Source organism: Ruegeria sp. BE3, assembly GCF_056538865.1.
The window spans coordinates 87,713-104,799 of the sequence record NZ_JBQFTW010000007.1 but is presented as its reverse complement, the minus strand read 5'-3'; the positions used below and the strand labels follow the sequence as shown (position 1 = coordinate 104,799).

The window sequence follows — 17,087 nt, the reverse complement described above, 5'->3', positions numbered from 1 at the left end:
GATCAGAACCCGGCCTCGGCCCGCAATTTTCTCATCAGTGTCTGAAGGGAGTGCTCGTATCGGTCGCTGATCAACCGCCCTTCGTCATCGAATTCGTTGGAACTGTCTGCCAGATGAAACTCAGGACCCTGAAGAATCCGAGGTTGGAATGGCACCATGAAGGACCGCAGGATCATCTGCGCACGCTCCCCTCCGGCACGGCCCGCAGCGGCAGACATCACAGCCACGGGTTTATCCATCCACGGCTTGCCACTTGTCCGGCTGACCCAGTCCAGCGCGTTCTTCAACACGCCCGACGGCCCCTTGTTGTACTCAGGGGTCGAGATGATCACGGCATCAGCCTGTGCAATCTGATTCGCCAGTATCTGCACCGCTTCGGGGATACCTTGTTCCGCCTCAACGTCACCATCATAGAGAGGCAAGTTCAGATCCGCTTCGATAAATGTGCCGGGCTCGAACAGGCGCGCGGCCTCGCGCAGCAGCTTGCGATTGGTCGCGCCCTGCCGCAGCGAACCAGAGAGGCCAACAAGGATCGGGTCGGGCATGGGGGAACTCCGTTACGTTGTATCCCCAATTGTTAGCCCGAGATCGCACCAGACCAAAGCCCCGGTGACGCGCAGTCACTGTGCAGGAAAAAGGGGCACCCATAGGTGCCCCTGAATATTACGTGTTTCCGCTGGGGATGATTTCGATATCGACCCGGCGGTTCCGGGCCTTGCCTTCCGGCGTCAGATTTGAGGCTGCGGGTCGGCTTTCGCCCAGACCAATCGTGGTAATGCGTGAACCATTCACGCCATTGGCTTGCAGGATATCCGCAACCGAACGCGCACGCCGTTCAGACAGGCCCTGATTGTACGATGCCTCTCCGTCGCTGTCGGTATGCCCGATGACCTGCACGTTTGAGTTGGGATAGCGCACGAGGTTCTGCCCGACCCGCACCAGATCCGCCCGCAGCGCCGGGTTCACGGTCGAGCTGTCGGTGGCAAAAGTGATGTCATTCGGCACGGTGACGATCAAACGATCCCCGGCATTTGTGATGGTTATCCCGTCATTGGCCAGCTGCTGACGCAGTTCTGCCGCCTGCCGGTCCAGCTGATTGCCGATGACACCGCCACCAGCAGCCCCGATGGCGCCGCCAGCCAATGCGCCGAGCAGCGGATCGGAATCGTTCGCAATCGCGCCTACCCCGGCCCCGATCAGACCACCTATAATCGCACCTTGCTTGGCGTTCTGGTTGGGATCGGCGGGCAGGTTCAGCGTGCCGGGGTCCGTGCAGGCTCCTAGTACCAAAACCGAACTCAGCCCGGCTGCAACAAAAAACTTGGAAATCGTCATGGATTCAACCTTCTGCTCTGGCTCCCGTTTTTCTGCCGGGGGCCACGTTCTTTGCCCTACTGTATCGCTCCGGTTGGCTCCGGGCTCAAGCAACAATCGGGTGAATTCGGCAGTTCCCCGCCGTTCAGTGGGTTTGCACAGGATCATCCCAATGGTTCTGTTCCTGCCAGATCGCGCGCAAAGGCTGGCCTTGTCCGCAAAAATGATCCTCAGTCAGATCGCAGGCCCAGATGCGATCCGTTCGAAAATGGCGGAACCCGTTTCGCAGCTCGCACCAGGCGGCCAGCATAGTGCATTCGATGTGATAGATCAGCGCAACGGGTCGCACCGTGCGTTCGGTCCGCTCGCCGTCGGAATTGACATAGGTGATGCGAATCTTGCGCTCGGCCCGGATTGCCTCGCGATAATTCACGACCGGAACGCAACCTTTCGCCGGGTCGTCAGCGGGTGCCCCCCAAGGTGCAACCTGCAACCAGTCGGCAGGCGCACGCAGGGCTTCGATCTTGCGGCATACCCTGTCAGCAGCCTGCTGCAAGGTGCTGTCCCCGGTACGGGCGAGCATCGACAGGCCGACCCACAGCGCCTCGACCTCTTCGGCGTCGAAGTTCAATGGCGGCAGATCATAGCCACGCCGCATCAGATAGCCGACGCCCGCCTCACCCTCAATCGGCGTGCGCTGAGCCTGAAGCGCGGCGATATCGCGATAGACCGTCCGTACTGAGACTTCGAGCTTTTCCGCCAGCGCCTCCGCCGTAACGGGGGCATTGGCAGCGCGTAGAATCTGGATAATTTCAAACAGTCGTGTGGAACGGCGCATCGGTGTCTCCGGTTCGATCTGCTGACATCCTAGCACAGCCCCCTGACAAGGTGGTGTCAGGAGTGATCGGCAACGGTGAGGTCAAAGGAAAGGAGACCCATCATGCCAAGCCGAGACCATCACGTCCTGATGACCCTGAAACTGGACCGCTGGACACAAGACCATACTCTGCGCGGGTTCGAAATCGAACGCGAGATCATGGCCACCCGCCAGCGCTGCGCGCCCAGGCAACGCGCACGGCGATTTTCCCTGGGTAATCTCAAGGTGTTCTGGACCCGTACGGCCTAGAAGTCCGCCTTGGCGCGGAACTTCATCGCCACCCCGCCTTCGGGGTTTTTCAGGCGCAGCTCCTCCGAATGCAGCATCAGGCGCGGGAAGTCCCGCGCCGGACCTTCGGCATAGAAAGGATCACCCAATATCGGATGACCCAGCGCCAACATATGTACGCGCAGCTGATGCGAGCGCCCGGTTTTCGGAAACAGTCGCACGCGTGTTGTCCCGCCTTCATACTTGATTACGCGCCAGTCGGTGACCGCGGGTTTTCCGGTCTCGTGACATACCATCTGACGTGGGCGATTGGGCCAATCAACGATCAGTGGCAGATCAACGGTGCCAGTCTTGGGCTCTACCCGCCCCCAGACCCGCGCGACGTAGGTTTTACGAGTCTGGCGGTTTTCGAATTGCAACCCCAGGTGCCGTTGCGCGTTCGGCGTCTGGGCAAAAACCATCACACCCGATGTATCCCGATCCAGCCGATGCACCAGCAAGGCCTGCGGAAACGCCGCCTGCACACGCGTCAGTAGACAATCGGCCAAATGCGCCCCACGGCCCGGCACTGACAGCAGGCCCGAGGGCTTGTTCACGACAATCAACTGCGCATCTTCATACAGCACGTCCAGAGGCGTCTGCGGGGGATCATAGGTCTCGCTCATGCGCGCCTGCCTATCCCAGCATGCGACCTCCCGCAACGTCGCCCTTGCGTGGTGCGGCATGGTTCAGTCACTCTTGCACCAACCGAGAGGAGGCCCCATGCACCCCACGATCGAACGCATGCAAGAGGTTGTCGCGAAAGGCGATGAGAACCTGATCCATGAATTGCTGGCCGAAGATGTGCGGTTTTCTCCGCCAACCTATTACAGCACCTGGACCGGTCGCGCACCGGTTGCCGCCGTATTAGGTCACGTGGGTCAGGTGTTCTCAAACTTCCGCTATCGCCGGATTATGGGCGATGGTAAGGACTGGGCGCTGGAGTTCCAATGCAAAGTGGGTGAACTTGACGCTGTTGGCGTCGATCTGATCACCCTGAATGATGACGGCTTGATTCAGGAGTTCGAAGTCGTCATGCGCCCATACAAAACCATCGGCGCCCTACGTGAGGCGATGATGGCACGCGTAATGAAGGACGTCCGATTCCTGGAATTCAAGAACGCCCTGAGCTGACCATGCCATTGGCTGCCGATCAGTTTCTGCGCGTACCTCTGCTGCCTGTTCTGGCTCTGCAGGGGCTTTCGGTTCGACGCAACGCGCAATTGCTGCCCGAACCCAGTGGACCACGCGAAGGGCGCGAAGGACGAGGCCCTCGCGTGCGTCTGCTCATTACCGGTGACAGCTCGGCCGCCGGTGTGGGCGCGGGCACACAACATCAGGCGCTCTCGGGTCAGTTGGCCAGCCGTCTGGCGCGGCACTACTCGGTCGAATGGCAGCTGGAGGCGACGACTGGGCATACCACACAAGACACCATTCATCGTCTCAGCAAACTCGACCAGCAGTTTGATGTGGTGGTCACCGCCCTTGGCGTGAACGATGTCACGCGCGCTGTCTCGCTTGGGCAATTCGAATCGCGGCAAACGGATCTAATGAGCCTTCTCACAAATGGGCTGGGCGCGCGAACAGTGATCATGACGGCAGTACCTCAGATGAACCGCTTTCCCGCTCTGCCCCAACCTCTGTCATGGGTTCTGGGGCAGCAGGCCAAACGCTTGGACCAGGGGTTGCAGCGGGTGGCCTCTCGGTTCCCCCAAGTGCGGCATCTGACGTTGGACCTGCCAGACGACCCGGCGCTCGCCGCCCCGGACGGTTATCATCCCAGCCCGAAGGCCTATACATTATGGGCCGCAGAGGCGACGCGTCTGATCACTCAGGCCTGAGATCGTATCTGTCGGATCATCGGAATCGAATACACAACCAGCCCGGCCCAGATCAGCGGGAAGGCGATCATCCGGGCGCTGTCGATCTGTTCTCCAAACAGGGTGACGGCAGTGATAAAGATCATCGTGGGCGCAATGTATTGCAAGACGCCCATCGTGGACAGACGCACCAGCTTGGCCCCGTTGGCGTAGACCAGCAAGGGTACTGCGGTCACAATGCCCGCCCCCGCCAGCATCATCGTGTCGGACACCGCTGTGCCGAAATGCCCCGTACCCGTTGCGCCCAGCCAGGTCACATAGGCCAAGGCCGGAATCAGCAGGATCAAGACCTCCAGCAGAAATCCCTGATTGGGCCCGATTGGGAGCGAACGCTTGAAAAAAGCATAAAATCCCCAGCTCACCATCAGCCCCAACGCGGCCCAAGGAAGAGTTCCGGCCTGAACCACCAGCACCAGTACGCCCAACGCGGCCAGACCAACGGCCAGCATCTGCGTCTTGTTCAGCGGCTCACGCAGCAGAACGGCCCCCAACGCGATGCTGAACAGCGGGTTGATGTAATACCCCAAGGCCGCATCCAAAGCGTTCCCCGAGGAAATCGCCCACACGTAAATTGCCCAGTTCACAGAAATCAACGCTGCGGTCAGTGCCGCCATGCCCAACATCTGTGGATTGCGCAGCGCGGCCTTCAGGTCAGCTGTCCGGCCCAAGACAACGAGCAACAAGCCTGCCACCGGCACCGACCAGATGATCCGATGCGCCACAATTTCCACGGGCCCGACATGCGCCATGGCCTTCATGTACAGAGGAAGAAATCCCCACAAGACATACGCGGTTACAGCAAGGATCAAACCCTTGGGTGTGTCCGCATTCCGACCAGAAACGTCACGCGAAGTCATTTGGTTCTCCGAGAGGCAACAACCTTGTCTAGAACAAGCCAGCGTTTCAGAAAACACTCTATTCTGTTGGGCGCGCCATCACGGTTTCTGATGGTTCGACAACTCCCGGGATTTCGAGTTTCAAGGATTTTTGCGAGGCTCTGCCTCGCGCTCCGAGATATTTGGGGCCAGATGAAGTTGGGATCGCCTGCTTCATCTGGCTAAAAATATCTCGTGGGAGTCGCGGCTTGCCGCGGCGGGGGCAGAGCCCCCTGCCCTGTATCAGACTTTCACCCGTTCTGACTTGGGGTCGTACATCGGCTTCAACGAAACCTCAGCTTGAACTTTTACACCGCAGACATCGATTTCGTATGTCGATGCAAGAACATCTGCCGCGCTTTCACCATCGCATGGGACATAGCCCATGCCAACTGCGCCACCCAGCGTATGACCGTAATTCCCCGAGCTCAGATAACCGACATATTCACCATCTCTGACGATGGGTTCATTGTGGAACAACAAAGGCGCCGGATCGGTCAGACGGAACTGCACCAATCGGTTCTTTGGCCCGCTTTCCTTGCGTGTGATTACGGCTTCGCGACCGATGAAATCGCTGCCCTTGTCCACCTTGACCGCGAAACCTAACCCTGCATCGACGACATGGTCCTCGCAGGTGATGTCGTGACCGAAATGGCGGAAACCTTTCTCGATCCGGCAGCTGTCCATCATGTGCATGCCACAAAGCTTCAGACCCATGTCCTGCCCCGCTTCATGCAAGGTTTCAAACACATGACCCGCCATGTCCGAAGAAACATAGATCTCCCACCCGAGCTCACCCACATAGGTCACCCGGTGCGCACGAGCGAGGCCCATGCCGATCTCAATCTCCTGGGCAGTGCCAAACGGGTTCGTCGCGTTTGAGAAATCGTTTGGCGAGACTTTCTGAAGCAAAGCGCGCGCATTCGGACCCATGACGGCCAGAACACCCTCGCCCGCGGTCACATCCGTGATCACCACGTTGAAACCACCGGCATGACGCTGCATCCAGATTTGATCAGCCAATCGGGTGGCGGCCGGTGTGACAACCAGATACGCTGTTTCGGTCAGGCGGGTGACTGTTACGTCGGCCTCGATCCCACCATTGCGGTTCAGGAACTGAGTGTAGACGATCTTGCCAGCTGGAACCGAATAATCCCCACCACCGATATAGTTCATGAACTTCTCGGCATCGGGGCCTTCGACGCGGATCTTGCCGAAGGAGGACATGTCATACATGCCCACATTCTCGCGCACGGCCTTGTGCTCGGCGGCGGAGTTCTCGAACCAGTTCTGGCGTTTCCAGCTGTATTGGTATTCGCGCTCCTGCCCTTCATTCGCGAACCAATTGGCACGTTCCCATCCCGCCAATTCACCAAAAACCGCACATTGTTCTTTGAGGTGATGATGGAACGGGGTACGTCGCACACCACGCGCGGTGGCCTTCTGGCGATAGGGGTAGTGGTCGGCATAAAGCAGACCCAGCGTTTCTTTCGAGCGCTCAAAGAGGTACTGCTTATTGCCCTGGAACGGCTGCATACGGCTGATGTCAACATCGCCCAGATCAAACGGTTTCTCGCCGCTATCCATCCATTCGGCCAGCGCCATACCTGCGCCGCCCGCGGACTGAATGCCGATTGAGTTGAACCCCGCCGCGACCCAGTAATTATCCATCTCGGGCGCAAGCCCCAGATGATAGGCGTCGTCCGGCGTGAAGGATTCAGGGCCGTTGAAGAAGGTATGAATCCCGGCCTCTGCTAACATTGGCATCCGGTTGACAGCTGCTTCGAGGATGGGTTCGAAATGATCAAAATCCTCGGGCAGCTGATCGAATTCGAAGCTGTCGGGGATGCCATTCATCGCCCAGGGTTTGGCATTTGGTTCAAATGCGCCCAGCAGAATTTTCCCCGCATCTTCCTTGTAATAGGCGCACTCGTCCGGCACACGCAGGACCGGCAATTGGGTCAGCCCGTCAATGCCCTCGGTGACGATGTAGAAATGTTCGCAGGCATGAAGCGGGACATTCACGCCCGCCATGCGGCCAACCTCGTGGCCCCACATACCCGCACAGTTCACCACCATGTCGCATTCGATATGCCCCGACGCGCTGCCGTCATCAGCGACCCAGTCCACACCCGTAACCGAGCGGCCTTGCTTGACGATATCAGTAACCTTCACGCGTTCCTTGACGATGCCGCCGCGCTGGCGCGCGCCCTTTGCCAATGCCAGCGCGATGTTGGCCGGGTCACCCTGCCCGTCCAACGGCAGGTAGACGGCGCCTTTGACGTCCTCGACATTCAGATGCGGATACATCTCTTTGACGCGTTCGTTCGAAATCTCCTCAACCTCGACCCCGAAGGCGCGGGCCATGGCGGCCTGGCGATAGATTTCTTCCTTGCGTTCTTCGGTCAGGGCGACGGTAATCGAGCCGCAGCGTTTGAACCCAGTGGCGACACCGGTTTCCTCTTCCAGCGATCCGTAGAGTTCCTGGCTGTACTTGGCCAATTTGGTCATGTTCGCTGTTGCTCGCAGCTGCGCGATCAGGCCAGCTGCGTGCCAGGTGGTACCGCTGGTCAGCTGTTTGCGTTCAAGCAGAACGACGTCTTTCCAACCTTTCTTGGTCAGGTGATGCGCGACCGAACATCCAATGACGCCGCCGCCGATAATGACCACGCGGGCCTTGTTGGGAAGATCAACCATTTGGGTGCCTTTTCCTGTCTTTCAAAGTTACGTGTCAGACGATCCGGTGACCGGCGTCGTTAAGCTGTTGCGCGAGGGCGGCGATGTGATCGGGGCCAACTTCACAGCAACCGCCTATGATCGTGGCGCCTTGACCGACCCAGCCCATTGCGTGTTTTGCATAGGCCGCAGGCCCCAGATCGGTGCGCTGCTCCAGCGCGTCTACTGTGGGGGCCTCTTCGAGAAAACCGTCCGTTATACCGGTGAACCCGTTGGCGTAAGCGCCAAACGGCAGTCCCATCGGGGCGAGTATGTCCAGCGCGGCGGGGATGGCTTCGGGGCGCGAGCAGTTGATCAACACCGCTTCGGGTCGGAACCGGGTAAGCAGGGGCGCGACGTCCTCAAGCGCCTCACCCGAACGCAAGCGCGTGCCATCGTCATCCTTGACTGAGAAGGCGATCCAGATGGGTTTTCCGTGACCTTCGACGCCTCGCAATGCGCCTTCGGCTTCCTGAACCGACGATACGGTCTCGATCAGAAACAGATCGACGCGGTCGGCCATCATCGCAGCCAGTTCTCCGAACTTCTCTGCCGCATCTTCGGGGTCCGGGTTCAGATCGGGGCGATAGGTGGCCAAGAGCGGGCCCAGAGAACCGGCGATACGCCCACCGTTTCTGGCGCGCGCCTGTTCGGCTTCGGATAGGGCGGCATCGATCAGGGCCTGCAGTTGATCCTCGATCCCTTCGCGCACAAGGCGCGAGCGATGAATGGCATATGTATTGGTGGTCGCGACCGTGGCACCGGCGCGAAAATACGCGTCGTGCACTTCAGCCAGAATCTCGGGCTTGTCGATCATCACCCGCGTCGACCAAAGCGGCGTGGGTCTGTCGCCACTGCGCTTGACCAGTTCCTGCCCGATTGAGCCATCCAGAAGTGTGATGTCAGCCATATTCCGTTGTCCTCATGGGATAAGCACCAGTTTTCCCGGCAGTGTTTTCGACTGAAAATCCTCTTGCGCCCGGGCGATGTCTTTCAGCGCGTATGTCTTTGAGATCAGCGGCTTGATCCGGCCCGCATTCATCAAATCAACCAGACGACCAAAGACCTCGAACGCCTGATGGGTGCAGCCGTGGATCGTTATGTCGCGCAGGTAGATGTCGCGGAGATCGGCCTCAACGATGGGTCCGGCGATGGCACCCGACACAGCATAGTGGCCACCGGGTTTCAGCGCCAGGATCAGACCGGGCCATGCAGGGCCGCCCACGACATCGATCACCACATCGAAGGTGTCTTTGGGCAGGGGTGCTTGCCGGTCGAACGTGCCCACGGCTCCTTGCTCTTTGACAACATCTGCTTTCATGAGACTGGTCAAGCCATAGACACTCGCGCCTCTGATCGCGGCCAGTTGCACAGCGGCAAGACCAACACCGCCTGACGCGCCTGTGATCAAAACCTTATGGCCCGCTGCCACACCCGCGCGGGTCAGCAGGTTTTCCGCCGTGCCAAAGGCACACGGGATGGCCGCAATTTCGACGTCAGTCAGCGGCGAGGGCGTGACGTCATAAAGATCGGCCGCCTCGACCAAACAATATTGCGCAAAGGCTCCGTCAACTTCGGAGCCGAGCGCGATGAACCCGGTTGGATTGCCGGGGCTGGGGCGTGGCAGATTGATGGGGCAGGTGACGCGTTGGCCGGATTGAAACCCGGTCTCTGGATCCGCCAGTTCGACAATGCCGCAAAGATCACCGCCCTGAATGCGGGGGAACTGCAAAGCTCCGCCCCAGCCCCCGGCCTCGACATTCTGATCGACCGCGTCGGTTGCGCCGGTCACGTCCGAGGAATACCAGCCAATGCGTGTGTTGATATCCGTGTTGTTTACCCCAGCAGCCGCAACCCGGACCAGCACCTGCCCGGGTCCGGGCGTTGGCACGGGGATATCCTCGCGCCATTCCAGCGCCTCTGGCCCGCCGTGGCGGGTCAGATAGACACCTTGCATGACGCTGGGGACACCCACAGGTCAGGCCCGCAGCCGTTCGTTGGCCGGATCCCAGAGGGGTTGATCCTCTTGCACAACAGCGGGGTATTTCTGGCCGTAGATTTCGACCTCCAACGCTGTACCCGGGTTCGCCAGGTCGGTCTTGATCATGCCCAGCGCGATAGACTTGCCAACGCGATAACCCCACGCGCCCGAGGTCGTTTCGCCCACGATCTCGCCATTGTGCCAGATGCAGGACATGTAGGGCGCGTCGCAGACACCCGCGTCAACGGTCAGGGTCACGAAGGATTTCTTCACGCCCTGCTGCTTTTCATTCTGGATCGCGGCCTTGCCAGGGAAGTCTTGCGGTTTGTCCAGCTTGACGAAGCGCTCCAATCCGCCTTCCAGCAACGAATAGTCGGTCGACAGATCGCCCTTCCAAGCCCGGTATCCCTTTTCGATACGCAGGGAGTTCAAGGCGTACATGCCGAACGGCTTGGCACCAGCATCAATGATCGCGTCATAGATCGCAGGCATATCTTCGTTCAGAGCATGGACTTCCCAACCCAGCTCTCCGGCGAAGGAGACGCGGATCAGATGGGCGGGTCGCCCGGCCACGGTTGCCGCCTGATGGGTCAACCACCCCAACGAGAGATCGGCATCGGTCAGACCCGACAGAATCTCACGCGCATTGGGGCCGGTGACGATCAGCGTGTCACGGGTCGTGGTGACGTCCTCGACGCTGACACCGGCGGGCATCGCTGCCATCAGAATATCACGGTCATGCCATTGGGCGGTGGCGGCGGTGATCATGACGAACGCGTCCTCGTCCAGTCGCAGGCAGGACATCTCGGTCAGGATGCGGCCCCGGTCGTCGGAGATATAGACCAGATTGATGCGCCCAACCTTGGGCAGGCCACCGGTGACAAGGCCACGCAGCGCCTCGGCCGCACCTTCACCTTTAACCATGAAACGCGAGAATCCCGGCAAGTCCAGCACGCCGCAATGGTCACGTACGGCCTCGCATTCCTCCTTGATCCGCTGTTCCCATGGTCCGGAGCGACCCCATGTATGCGTCGCGTCCAGCGACGTATCATCGCCCGGTTTCGCGAACCAGTTGGCCCGTTCCCAACCGTTATAGGCACCCATCACGCCGCCCAGTTCCTTGACCTTCTCATGAACGGGCGAGAGTTTCTTGTCGCGTGCCGCAGGCCATTCGTGATGCGGGAAGTGCATGGCATATTCGTTGCCATAAACCTCCATGCCTTTTTGGTTGCAGTAATCCTGATCGGTGTAGTCGGTATAGCGACGCGGATCGACGGCCCACATATCCCACTCGGTTGCGCCATCGACGATCCATTCAGCAAGCACCTTGCCCGCGCCACCGCCTTGCGCGATGCCAAAGGTGAAGGTGTGCGCCTCGAACGCATTCTTCACACCGGGCATCGGGCCGATCAGAGGCAGGCCGTCCGGCGCGTAGGGAATCGGGCCGTTGATCACGCGGCCAACGCCTGAAGTTGCCATCAGAGGTACCCGTTCCATCGCGTCGGTAACGATGTCCTCGATCCGGTCCAGATCGTCATTCCAAAGCTGGAAGCTGAAATCCTCGGGCATCGGGTCGTCCTCGGTCATCCAGTGGCCCTTGCAGTTGGGCTCATAGGGGCCGAGGTTGAAACCGTTCTTCTCCTGCCGCAGGTAGTAGGAGATATCCACATCACGCAGCAGAGGCAGCTTGCCACCATTTTCCTTGGACCACGCCTCGATCTCGGGGACCTCGTCGGTCAGCAGGTACTGGTGGCTCATCACCATCGCAGGCACAGTGCGCCCGCCATAGGGCTTGAACCATTCACCGACGCGCTGCGCATAATAACCTGCGGCATTGACCACATATTCACAGGCGATATCGCCCTTCTCGGTGTGAACGGTCCATGTGCCATCGTCGTGCTGGGTCACGTCTGTCGCCGGGCAGAAGCGGATGATCTTTTGCCCCATGTCGCGCGCACCCTTAGCCAGAGCCTGCGTCAACTGTGCCGGATCAATGTCGCCATCGGTCGGATCGTACAGAACGCCTTCAAGATCATGGGTTTCAAGGAAGGGGTACCGCTCCTTGGCTTCTTCGGGTGTCCACATCTCCATCGGGATACCCTGGTAGCGGCCCATGGACATGGCGCGCTCGAATTCCTGCATCCGCTCTTTGCTATGCGCCAGGCGGATCGAACCCGAGACGTGGTAGTTCATCGGATAATCGACCTCATCCGCCAGACGCGAATACAGCTCGGTCGAATAGCGCTGCATGTTCATGATCGCCCATGAGGTCGAGAAAGTCGGCACGTTACCCGCTGCGTGCCATGTGGACCCGGCCGTCAGTTCGTTCTTTTCCAGCAGAACGCAATCGGTCCAGCCCTTCTTGGCCAGATGATAAAGGGATGAACAGCCGACAACGCCGCCGCCGATGATGACCACACGGGCCTTGGTTGGAAAATCACTCATGCGCTTGGTTCCCTGTTAGTGTGCCCGCTGGGGCAAATCGTCCTGAATGTCGTAGTAATCGCCCTTGTCGGCGACGAAGATGTGCTGGGCGAGCTTCAAGCCGGTGGGTTCGTCCAACGAGCCCACGGAGATCGCGATCGTGTCCTCATCGTTGTGCTGCCAGAAGAGGAACGAGCCGCACGCGCTGCAAAAGCCGCGCTTGGCGATGTCAGAAGCGCGATACCAGCCCAATGTCTCGCTGCTGGTAAAGCTAAGATTATCCTGATGCGTCACGGTCGAGGCCCACAGATGCCCCGACTGCTTGCGGCATTGTCCGCAATGACACGCGTTGGGCGGGGTGAGGTCGCTGTCAATCGTGAACGCAACCTTGCCGCAGAGGCAGGATCCTTTGTGCATACCATTACCCCCTAGCTGCGGGCGTTGTGCTGGTCCCCAGCAACACGCCGTAGATGATGAAACAGGTCGCCATCACGCGGCGGACCCAGATATTGAACACAGCCCCCAGAGCCGCCCTCCCTATCAGAGCGCCCAGCAAGGTAAAACCGGTGTAGCTGAGCGTCGTGATAACCAGAGCGGTTGGCATGATGATCGACATTTGCTGCCAGATCGGCACCTCGGGCTGCACGAATTGCGAAAAGGCGGCGAGGTATCCGGCCACGCTTTTGGGATTGATCGTGGCCACGGCCAGAGCGTGCAGATAGACATGCCGGGCGGGTCGTTCCGAGGCCGGGGCCGGCTTGGAGGCATTCATCCACCCGCGTATCCCCATCCAGATCAGAAACCCGGCACCGATCAGTTTGGCGACGAAGAAGCCGGTCGGCGACGCGGCAATCAGGGCAGTGATGCCCAGTGCCGACAGGATCAGAAACACGCTCGCTTGGGTCAGAATCGCCAGAACGCCCAGTATGGCTTTCGGAAAGGGCAGGCTCATCCCGTTCGAGATGCAGTTCACCGCATTCGGTCCTGGTGTGGTCACGAACACCACCCAGAACAGCGCGAATATGGTCCATGCCTCGAAACTCATCAGTACACCGGCGGGGCGATAACCCAGACGGCTACGGCTGGCTCGTCATAGGGGTTGGACCAAAGATGGCGTTCATTGCGGATGCGGAAGCTGTCCCCGGGACCGACCGTGAACGAACGATCACCAATCGTCAGGTCCAGTTTTCCGGACAGGATATAGCCCACCTCTTGCGTCGGACGCAGGGTAGGTGTTTTCAGACGGGATCCGGGTTGGAACGTTGAATGGACGACTTCAAAGTCATCGGTCAGATCGGGTGAGAGCAGTTCCTCGATCAGACCTTCCTCACCGGATCCCATCTTCCGACGGGACCCCGCGCGAACGATGAGGCCCTGTTCGTCAGCAGGGGCAGCAGATTGGCCAAACAGCATCGACATGGGGACGTTGAGACAATCCGCAATCTGCCTCAGGTCCGAGATTGTCGGCTCGGACAAGTCCCGCTCGACCTGACTGAGCCATCCGACAGAACGGTCCAGACGCGTCGCTATGTCAGTCAGGGTCCAGCCGCGCGCCTTGCGGAGGGCACGCAGATCAGCGCCAAGTGTGGCGCTATGTGAGGCCTGACTGTTCAAAGGACGCTCTCGCTGTTGGTGAAATTTTCTCTCGTATTTTCACGATGCGCCGAATCGGTGAAATTTCCAAGCATTTTTTCACTTGGGGTCACAGGCGCGATTGGCTATGCACGGTTCATGTGGATAGCAATGCTGTATCTATGGGCGATCAACGCTCTGACTTTGCTGGCTTTTGGCTGGGATAAGCTGAATGCGCGACGGCGAAAAAAGCGCGTCCCGGAAAAGCGCCTGTTATGGCTTGCCACGCTCGGAGGCAGCCCCGGCGCTTTATTGGGGCGCTGGATATTCAGTCACAAAACCCGCAAACGGCGATTCTCGATCTGGCTTTACGCGATTGTCGGGGTTCAGGTGGCGTTGGGCTACCTGCTCCTCTCATACGACTTGATCGGGATGCTGCAATCGCATTAACGCGCAAAAACCGAATCCAGAATGGAAGACAGCGCCGCGGCGTCTTCATCTCGGAACGCATCCGGCTGGTCGCTGTCGATGTCAAACACCGCGATCACATGCCCCGTGACATCGCGCACCGGCAAAACCAACTCTGACCGGGTTGTTGAAGCACAGGCGATATGCCCGGGAAAAGCATCGACATCCGGCACCAGCTGTACCTCTCCGGTCCGCGCGGCTGCACCGCAAACTCCGCGTGCAAACGGAATCACAAGGCAGCCGTGGCCTCCCTGATAGGGTCCGATTTTCAGCAACTCCGGCTCAGTTACACGGTAGAATCCGGTCCAGTCAAAGCGGTCATCGGAATGATGCACCTCGCAAGCCACTGTCGCCATCAGCGCGACCTGATCGGTCTCACCTTCGGTCAGTGCGGCGATGGTTTTGGCGAGCGTGTCGTAGTCTGCGGTCATAGGTCTTGCTTTGCGGGTTTAAGTTTGAGGGGGCAATGCCCCCTCGTGAGGTATTTCCAAACGGACAAAGGGTCAAACACGTTCTATCGCGATAGCCGTACCCTCGCCGCCGCCAATGCAGATGGCCGCAACCCCGCGTTTCAGGTTCCGCTTTTCCAGCGCATTCAGCAGCGTGACCATGATCCGGGCACCTGAAGCACCGATGGGGTGACCCAGCGCACAAGCGCCCCCGTTCACATTCACCTTGTCTCGGGGCAGGCCCATTTCGTGCATGAAAGCCATGGGGACGACAGCAAAGGCTTCGTTAACCTCCCACAGATCCACATCGTCCTTGGCCCAGCCGATCCGTTCCAGCAACTTTTGCGTAGCAGGAACCGGAGCGGTGGTGAACAGACCCGGAGCCTGCGCGTGGCTGGCATGGCCGAGAATGCGCGCGCGGACCGTCAGGCCCTGCGCCTCTGCCACATCGGCAGACGCCAGCACCAGCGCGGCCGCCCCGTCAGAAATTGACGAGGAATTGGCGGCCGTCACCGTACCGTCCTTACGAAATGCAGGTTTGAGCGTGGGAATCTTCTCGGGCCGCGCCGATTTCGGCTGTTCATCCGCATCCAGCGTAACTGCGCCCTTGCGGGTCTGGATCGTGACCGAAGTGATCTCACCATCGAAGGCGTTGGTGTCCTGCGCTGTCAGGGCATTCGACAGCGATTGCAGCGCGTATTCATCCTGTGCCTCGCGGGTGAACTGATAGGATTCAGCACAATCTTCGGCGAAAGTGCCCATCAGGCGACCTTTGTCATAGGCGTCCTCAAGCCCGTCGAGGAACATGTGATCAACGACCTGCCCATGCCCGATGCGTGCGCCGCTGCGCATTTTCGGCAGCAGGTAGGGGGCGTTCGTCATGCTCTCCATCCCGCCCGCAACCATCGTATCGGCATGGCCCAGCGCGATCTGATCGAACGCCATCATTGCGGCCTTCATCCCTGAGCCGCACATCTTGTTCAAAGTCGTGGCAGGCACCTCTTCGCCCAAACCGGCTGCAAATCCTGCCTGGCGTGCGGGCGCTTGACCCTGACCCGCAGGCAGAACGCAACCCATCAGGACCTCGTCCACCGTATCGGCGCCTGCCCCTTGCAAAGCAGCCTTGATTGCGGCGCCGCCCAAATCCGCAGCCGGGACGCCATCGAACATGCCCTGAAACCCGCCCATCGGCGTACGCGCGGCCCCTGCGATCACTACTTCCCTCATTTGACGCCTCCTCATGCTTTCCCGCCCTTGGATACCGAATGGTAAGAATTCCCGTCTAGCGTATTTCTACGATCTAATTGCAATGCGAAGGGCGGTTGACCATGGGGCTGAGCAGCAGCACGACCGGCAATACACAGGTAATATCAGTTCATTGCGACCGGATTGACGCAGCAATGGCAATTCAGTTCAAGGAAGACATGCGTGCGCAGACCCAGACAGGCGCATCGCGGGTTGTGTTGGATCTGTCCTCGGTCGAATTCATCGATTCCAGTGGTCTGGGGGCAATCGTGGCCTCGATGAAACAGCTTGGCCATGGGCGGCGGCTGGATCTGGCGGGCCTGCATCCGATTGTCGAAAAAGTATTCCGACTGACCCGCATGGACACCGTCTTTCGCCTATTTGCATCATTGGAAGACGCAATCGCCACTGGCGCCGACTGACCGGTAGGAGGGGACAGCGTGGCCTCTGAGCGCGAACAGGACTGTCTGGACCTGAGTTTTCCGGCAACCGAGATACAGGCTAGCAGGGGTATCGCTATGCTCAGCAAACAGCTGGCCGCATATGGGCTTCCTGCCAACAAAGCGGATGACGTCAAAATCGCGTTGGCCGAGGCGATCAACAACGTAGTCGAGCATGCCTATGCCGGAATTGCCCCTGCCGATATTCAGGTTGATTGCCGTCTTTGTAAAAAGCAGCTGGTTATTCGAATTCGAGATACCGGCAAACCCTTGCCCGATCTGCAGCCGCCTGAGGCAACACCGGCCTCAGTCAAAACTTCGCTGCAAGACCTGCCCGAAGGGGGGTTTGGTTGGTTCCTGATTCACCAACTTGCCAGCGAAATTCACTATGAGCGGACAGATGGCAGCAACGTGCTGCTCTTGCGTTTCGATTTCGCCGATGCGCCATAATAAGCGCCAAATGGTCACAATAACGCCGTGATCGAACCATTGTTGCGCCGCAAACAAAGGACATACACAAAGGGTAGCTCAGATAGCTTCCCTCGGCGCCTAGCGTCACAGCCCCCACCCAGTGAACGGC

The 17,087-nt window shown here is 59.4% G+C and carries 20 protein-coding genes; 6 read left to right on the top strand and 14 right to left on the bottom strand.

Annotated features, from left to right (window positions below; genetic code table 11):
* Positions 1-2 precede the first annotated feature (2 nt).
* From ACR0AZ_RS15975 to ACR0AZ_RS15965, 3 genes are all read right to left on the bottom strand, one after another.
* On the bottom strand, positions 3-545 hold the full coding sequence (locus ACR0AZ_RS15975) for an NADPH-dependent FMN reductase (RefSeq protein WP_480667864.1): 543 nt from the start codon (positions 543-545) through the stop codon (positions 3-5).
* A 118-nt stretch (positions 546-663) separates the two neighbouring features.
* Complete coding sequence (locus ACR0AZ_RS15970) at positions 664-1,335, bottom strand: YiaD family glycine zipper/OmpA-like lipoprotein (RefSeq protein ID WP_480471760.1); 672 nt, start codon at positions 1,333-1,335, stop codon at positions 664-666.
* A gap of 124 nt (positions 1,336-1,459) precedes the next feature.
* Positions 1,460-2,152, bottom strand: a complete 693-nt coding sequence (locus tag ACR0AZ_RS15965) for a helix-turn-helix transcriptional regulator (RefSeq protein WP_480667863.1) — start codon at positions 2,150-2,152, stop codon at positions 1,460-1,462.
* A 102-nt stretch (positions 2,153-2,254) separates the two neighbouring features.
* Here ACR0AZ_RS15965 and ACR0AZ_RS15960 point away from each other — a divergent pair, with 102 nt between their 5' ends.
* Positions 2,255-2,440 carry a hypothetical protein gene (locus tag ACR0AZ_RS15960; RefSeq protein ID WP_480667862.1) on the top strand — a complete coding sequence of 62 codons (186 nt, stop codon included), beginning with the start codon at positions 2,255-2,257 and terminating at the stop codon, positions 2,438-2,440.
* On the opposite strand, the gene ACR0AZ_RS15955 is transcribed toward ACR0AZ_RS15960, so the two are convergent.
* The gene (locus ACR0AZ_RS15955; RefSeq protein WP_480667861.1) at positions 2,437-3,084 is read right to left on the bottom strand and encodes an RluA family pseudouridine synthase; all 648 of its coding nucleotides are present in this window, start codon (positions 3,082-3,084) and stop codon (positions 2,437-2,439) included. The two genes, ACR0AZ_RS15960 and ACR0AZ_RS15955, sit on opposite strands and share 4 nt — an antisense overlap.
* Positions 3,085-3,181: 97 nt before the next feature.
* Between ACR0AZ_RS15955 and ACR0AZ_RS15950 the strand changes: the two genes are divergently transcribed.
* Complete coding sequence (locus ACR0AZ_RS15950) at positions 3,182-3,592, top strand: nuclear transport factor 2 family protein (RefSeq protein ID WP_480471756.1); 411 nt, start codon at positions 3,182-3,184, stop codon at positions 3,590-3,592.
* Positions 3,593-3,594: 2 nt separating this feature from the next.
* Positions 3,595-4,299, top strand: coding sequence for an SGNH/GDSL hydrolase family protein (locus tag ACR0AZ_RS15945; RefSeq protein ID WP_480667860.1), 705 nt, complete (start codon positions 3,595-3,597; stop codon positions 4,297-4,299).
* Here ACR0AZ_RS15945 and rarD read toward each other — a convergent pair.
* The 8 genes from rarD to ACR0AZ_RS15905 form a co-directional block, all read right to left on the bottom strand.
* Positions 4,290-5,195 (bottom strand): EamA family transporter RarD, encoded by a 906-nt coding sequence (gene rarD / locus ACR0AZ_RS15940; protein WP_480471754.1) that lies wholly within the window; start codon positions 5,193-5,195, stop codon positions 4,290-4,292. The two genes, ACR0AZ_RS15945 and rarD, sit on opposite strands and share 10 nt — an antisense overlap.
* A 261-nt stretch (positions 5,196-5,456) precedes the next feature.
* Positions 5,457-7,910: a GcvT family protein gene (locus tag ACR0AZ_RS15935; RefSeq protein ID WP_480667859.1), complete on the bottom strand. Its 2,454-nt coding sequence runs from the start codon at positions 7,908-7,910 to the stop codon at positions 5,457-5,459.
* A 34-nt stretch (positions 7,911-7,944) separates the two neighbouring features.
* On the bottom strand, positions 7,945-8,838 hold the full coding sequence (locus tag ACR0AZ_RS15930) for a homocysteine S-methyltransferase family protein (RefSeq protein WP_480471752.1): 894 nt from the start codon (positions 8,836-8,838) through the stop codon (positions 7,945-7,947).
* A 12-nt stretch (positions 8,839-8,850) separates the two neighbouring features.
* Complete coding sequence (locus tag ACR0AZ_RS15925; protein WP_480471751.1) at positions 8,851-9,885, bottom strand: alcohol dehydrogenase family protein; 1,035 nt, start codon at positions 9,883-9,885, stop codon at positions 8,851-8,853.
* A 21-nt stretch (positions 9,886-9,906) separates the two neighbouring features.
* The gene (locus tag ACR0AZ_RS15920) at positions 9,907-12,354 is read right to left on the bottom strand and encodes a GcvT family protein (RefSeq protein WP_480667858.1); all 2,448 of its coding nucleotides are present in this window, start codon (positions 12,352-12,354) and stop codon (positions 9,907-9,909) included.
* A gap of 15 nt (positions 12,355-12,369) precedes the next feature.
* Positions 12,370-12,750 (bottom strand): GFA family protein, encoded by a 381-nt coding sequence (locus tag ACR0AZ_RS15915; protein ID WP_480471749.1) that lies wholly within the window; start codon positions 12,748-12,750, stop codon positions 12,370-12,372.
* 4 nt (positions 12,751-12,754) lie between these two features.
* Positions 12,755-13,378 (bottom strand): LysE family translocator, encoded by a 624-nt coding sequence (locus ACR0AZ_RS15910; protein WP_480667857.1) that lies wholly within the window; start codon positions 13,376-13,378, stop codon positions 12,755-12,757.
* On the bottom strand, positions 13,378-13,947 hold the full coding sequence (locus tag ACR0AZ_RS15905; RefSeq protein ID WP_480471747.1) for a helix-turn-helix domain-containing protein: 570 nt from the start codon (positions 13,945-13,947) through the stop codon (positions 13,378-13,380). Before ACR0AZ_RS15905 ends, ACR0AZ_RS15910 begins: the two co-directional genes overlap by 1 nt.
* A gap of 117 nt (positions 13,948-14,064) precedes the next feature.
* Here ACR0AZ_RS15905 and ACR0AZ_RS15900 point away from each other — a divergent pair, with 117 nt between their 5' ends.
* Positions 14,065-14,355, top strand: a complete 291-nt coding sequence (locus tag ACR0AZ_RS15900; RefSeq protein WP_480667856.1) for a DUF1294 domain-containing protein — start codon at positions 14,065-14,067, stop codon at positions 14,353-14,355.
* Here ACR0AZ_RS15900 and ACR0AZ_RS15895 read toward each other — a convergent pair.
* Together ACR0AZ_RS15895 and ACR0AZ_RS15890 are read right to left on the bottom strand one after the other, a co-directional pair.
* The gene (locus ACR0AZ_RS15895) at positions 14,352-14,804 is read right to left on the bottom strand and encodes a GAF domain-containing protein (RefSeq protein WP_480471745.1); all 453 of its coding nucleotides are present in this window, start codon (positions 14,802-14,804) and stop codon (positions 14,352-14,354) included. The two genes, ACR0AZ_RS15900 and ACR0AZ_RS15895, sit on opposite strands and share 4 nt — an antisense overlap.
* Before the next feature lie 72 nt (positions 14,805-14,876).
* The gene (locus ACR0AZ_RS15890) at positions 14,877-16,049 is read right to left on the bottom strand and encodes a thiolase family protein (RefSeq protein WP_480471744.1); all 1,173 of its coding nucleotides are present in this window, start codon (positions 16,047-16,049) and stop codon (positions 14,877-14,879) included.
* Between the two features lie 101 nt (positions 16,050-16,150).
* Between ACR0AZ_RS15890 and ACR0AZ_RS15885 the strand changes: the two genes are divergently transcribed.
* Positions 16,151-16,489 (top strand): STAS domain-containing protein, encoded by a 339-nt coding sequence (locus ACR0AZ_RS15885; protein WP_480471743.1) that lies wholly within the window; start codon positions 16,151-16,153, stop codon positions 16,487-16,489.
* 18 nt (positions 16,490-16,507) lie between these two features.
* Positions 16,508-16,957 carry an ATP-binding protein gene (locus tag ACR0AZ_RS15880; protein ID WP_480667855.1) on the top strand — a complete coding sequence of 150 codons (450 nt, stop codon included), beginning with the start codon at positions 16,508-16,510 and terminating at the stop codon, positions 16,955-16,957.
* Positions 16,958-17,087: the final 130 nt, after the last annotated feature.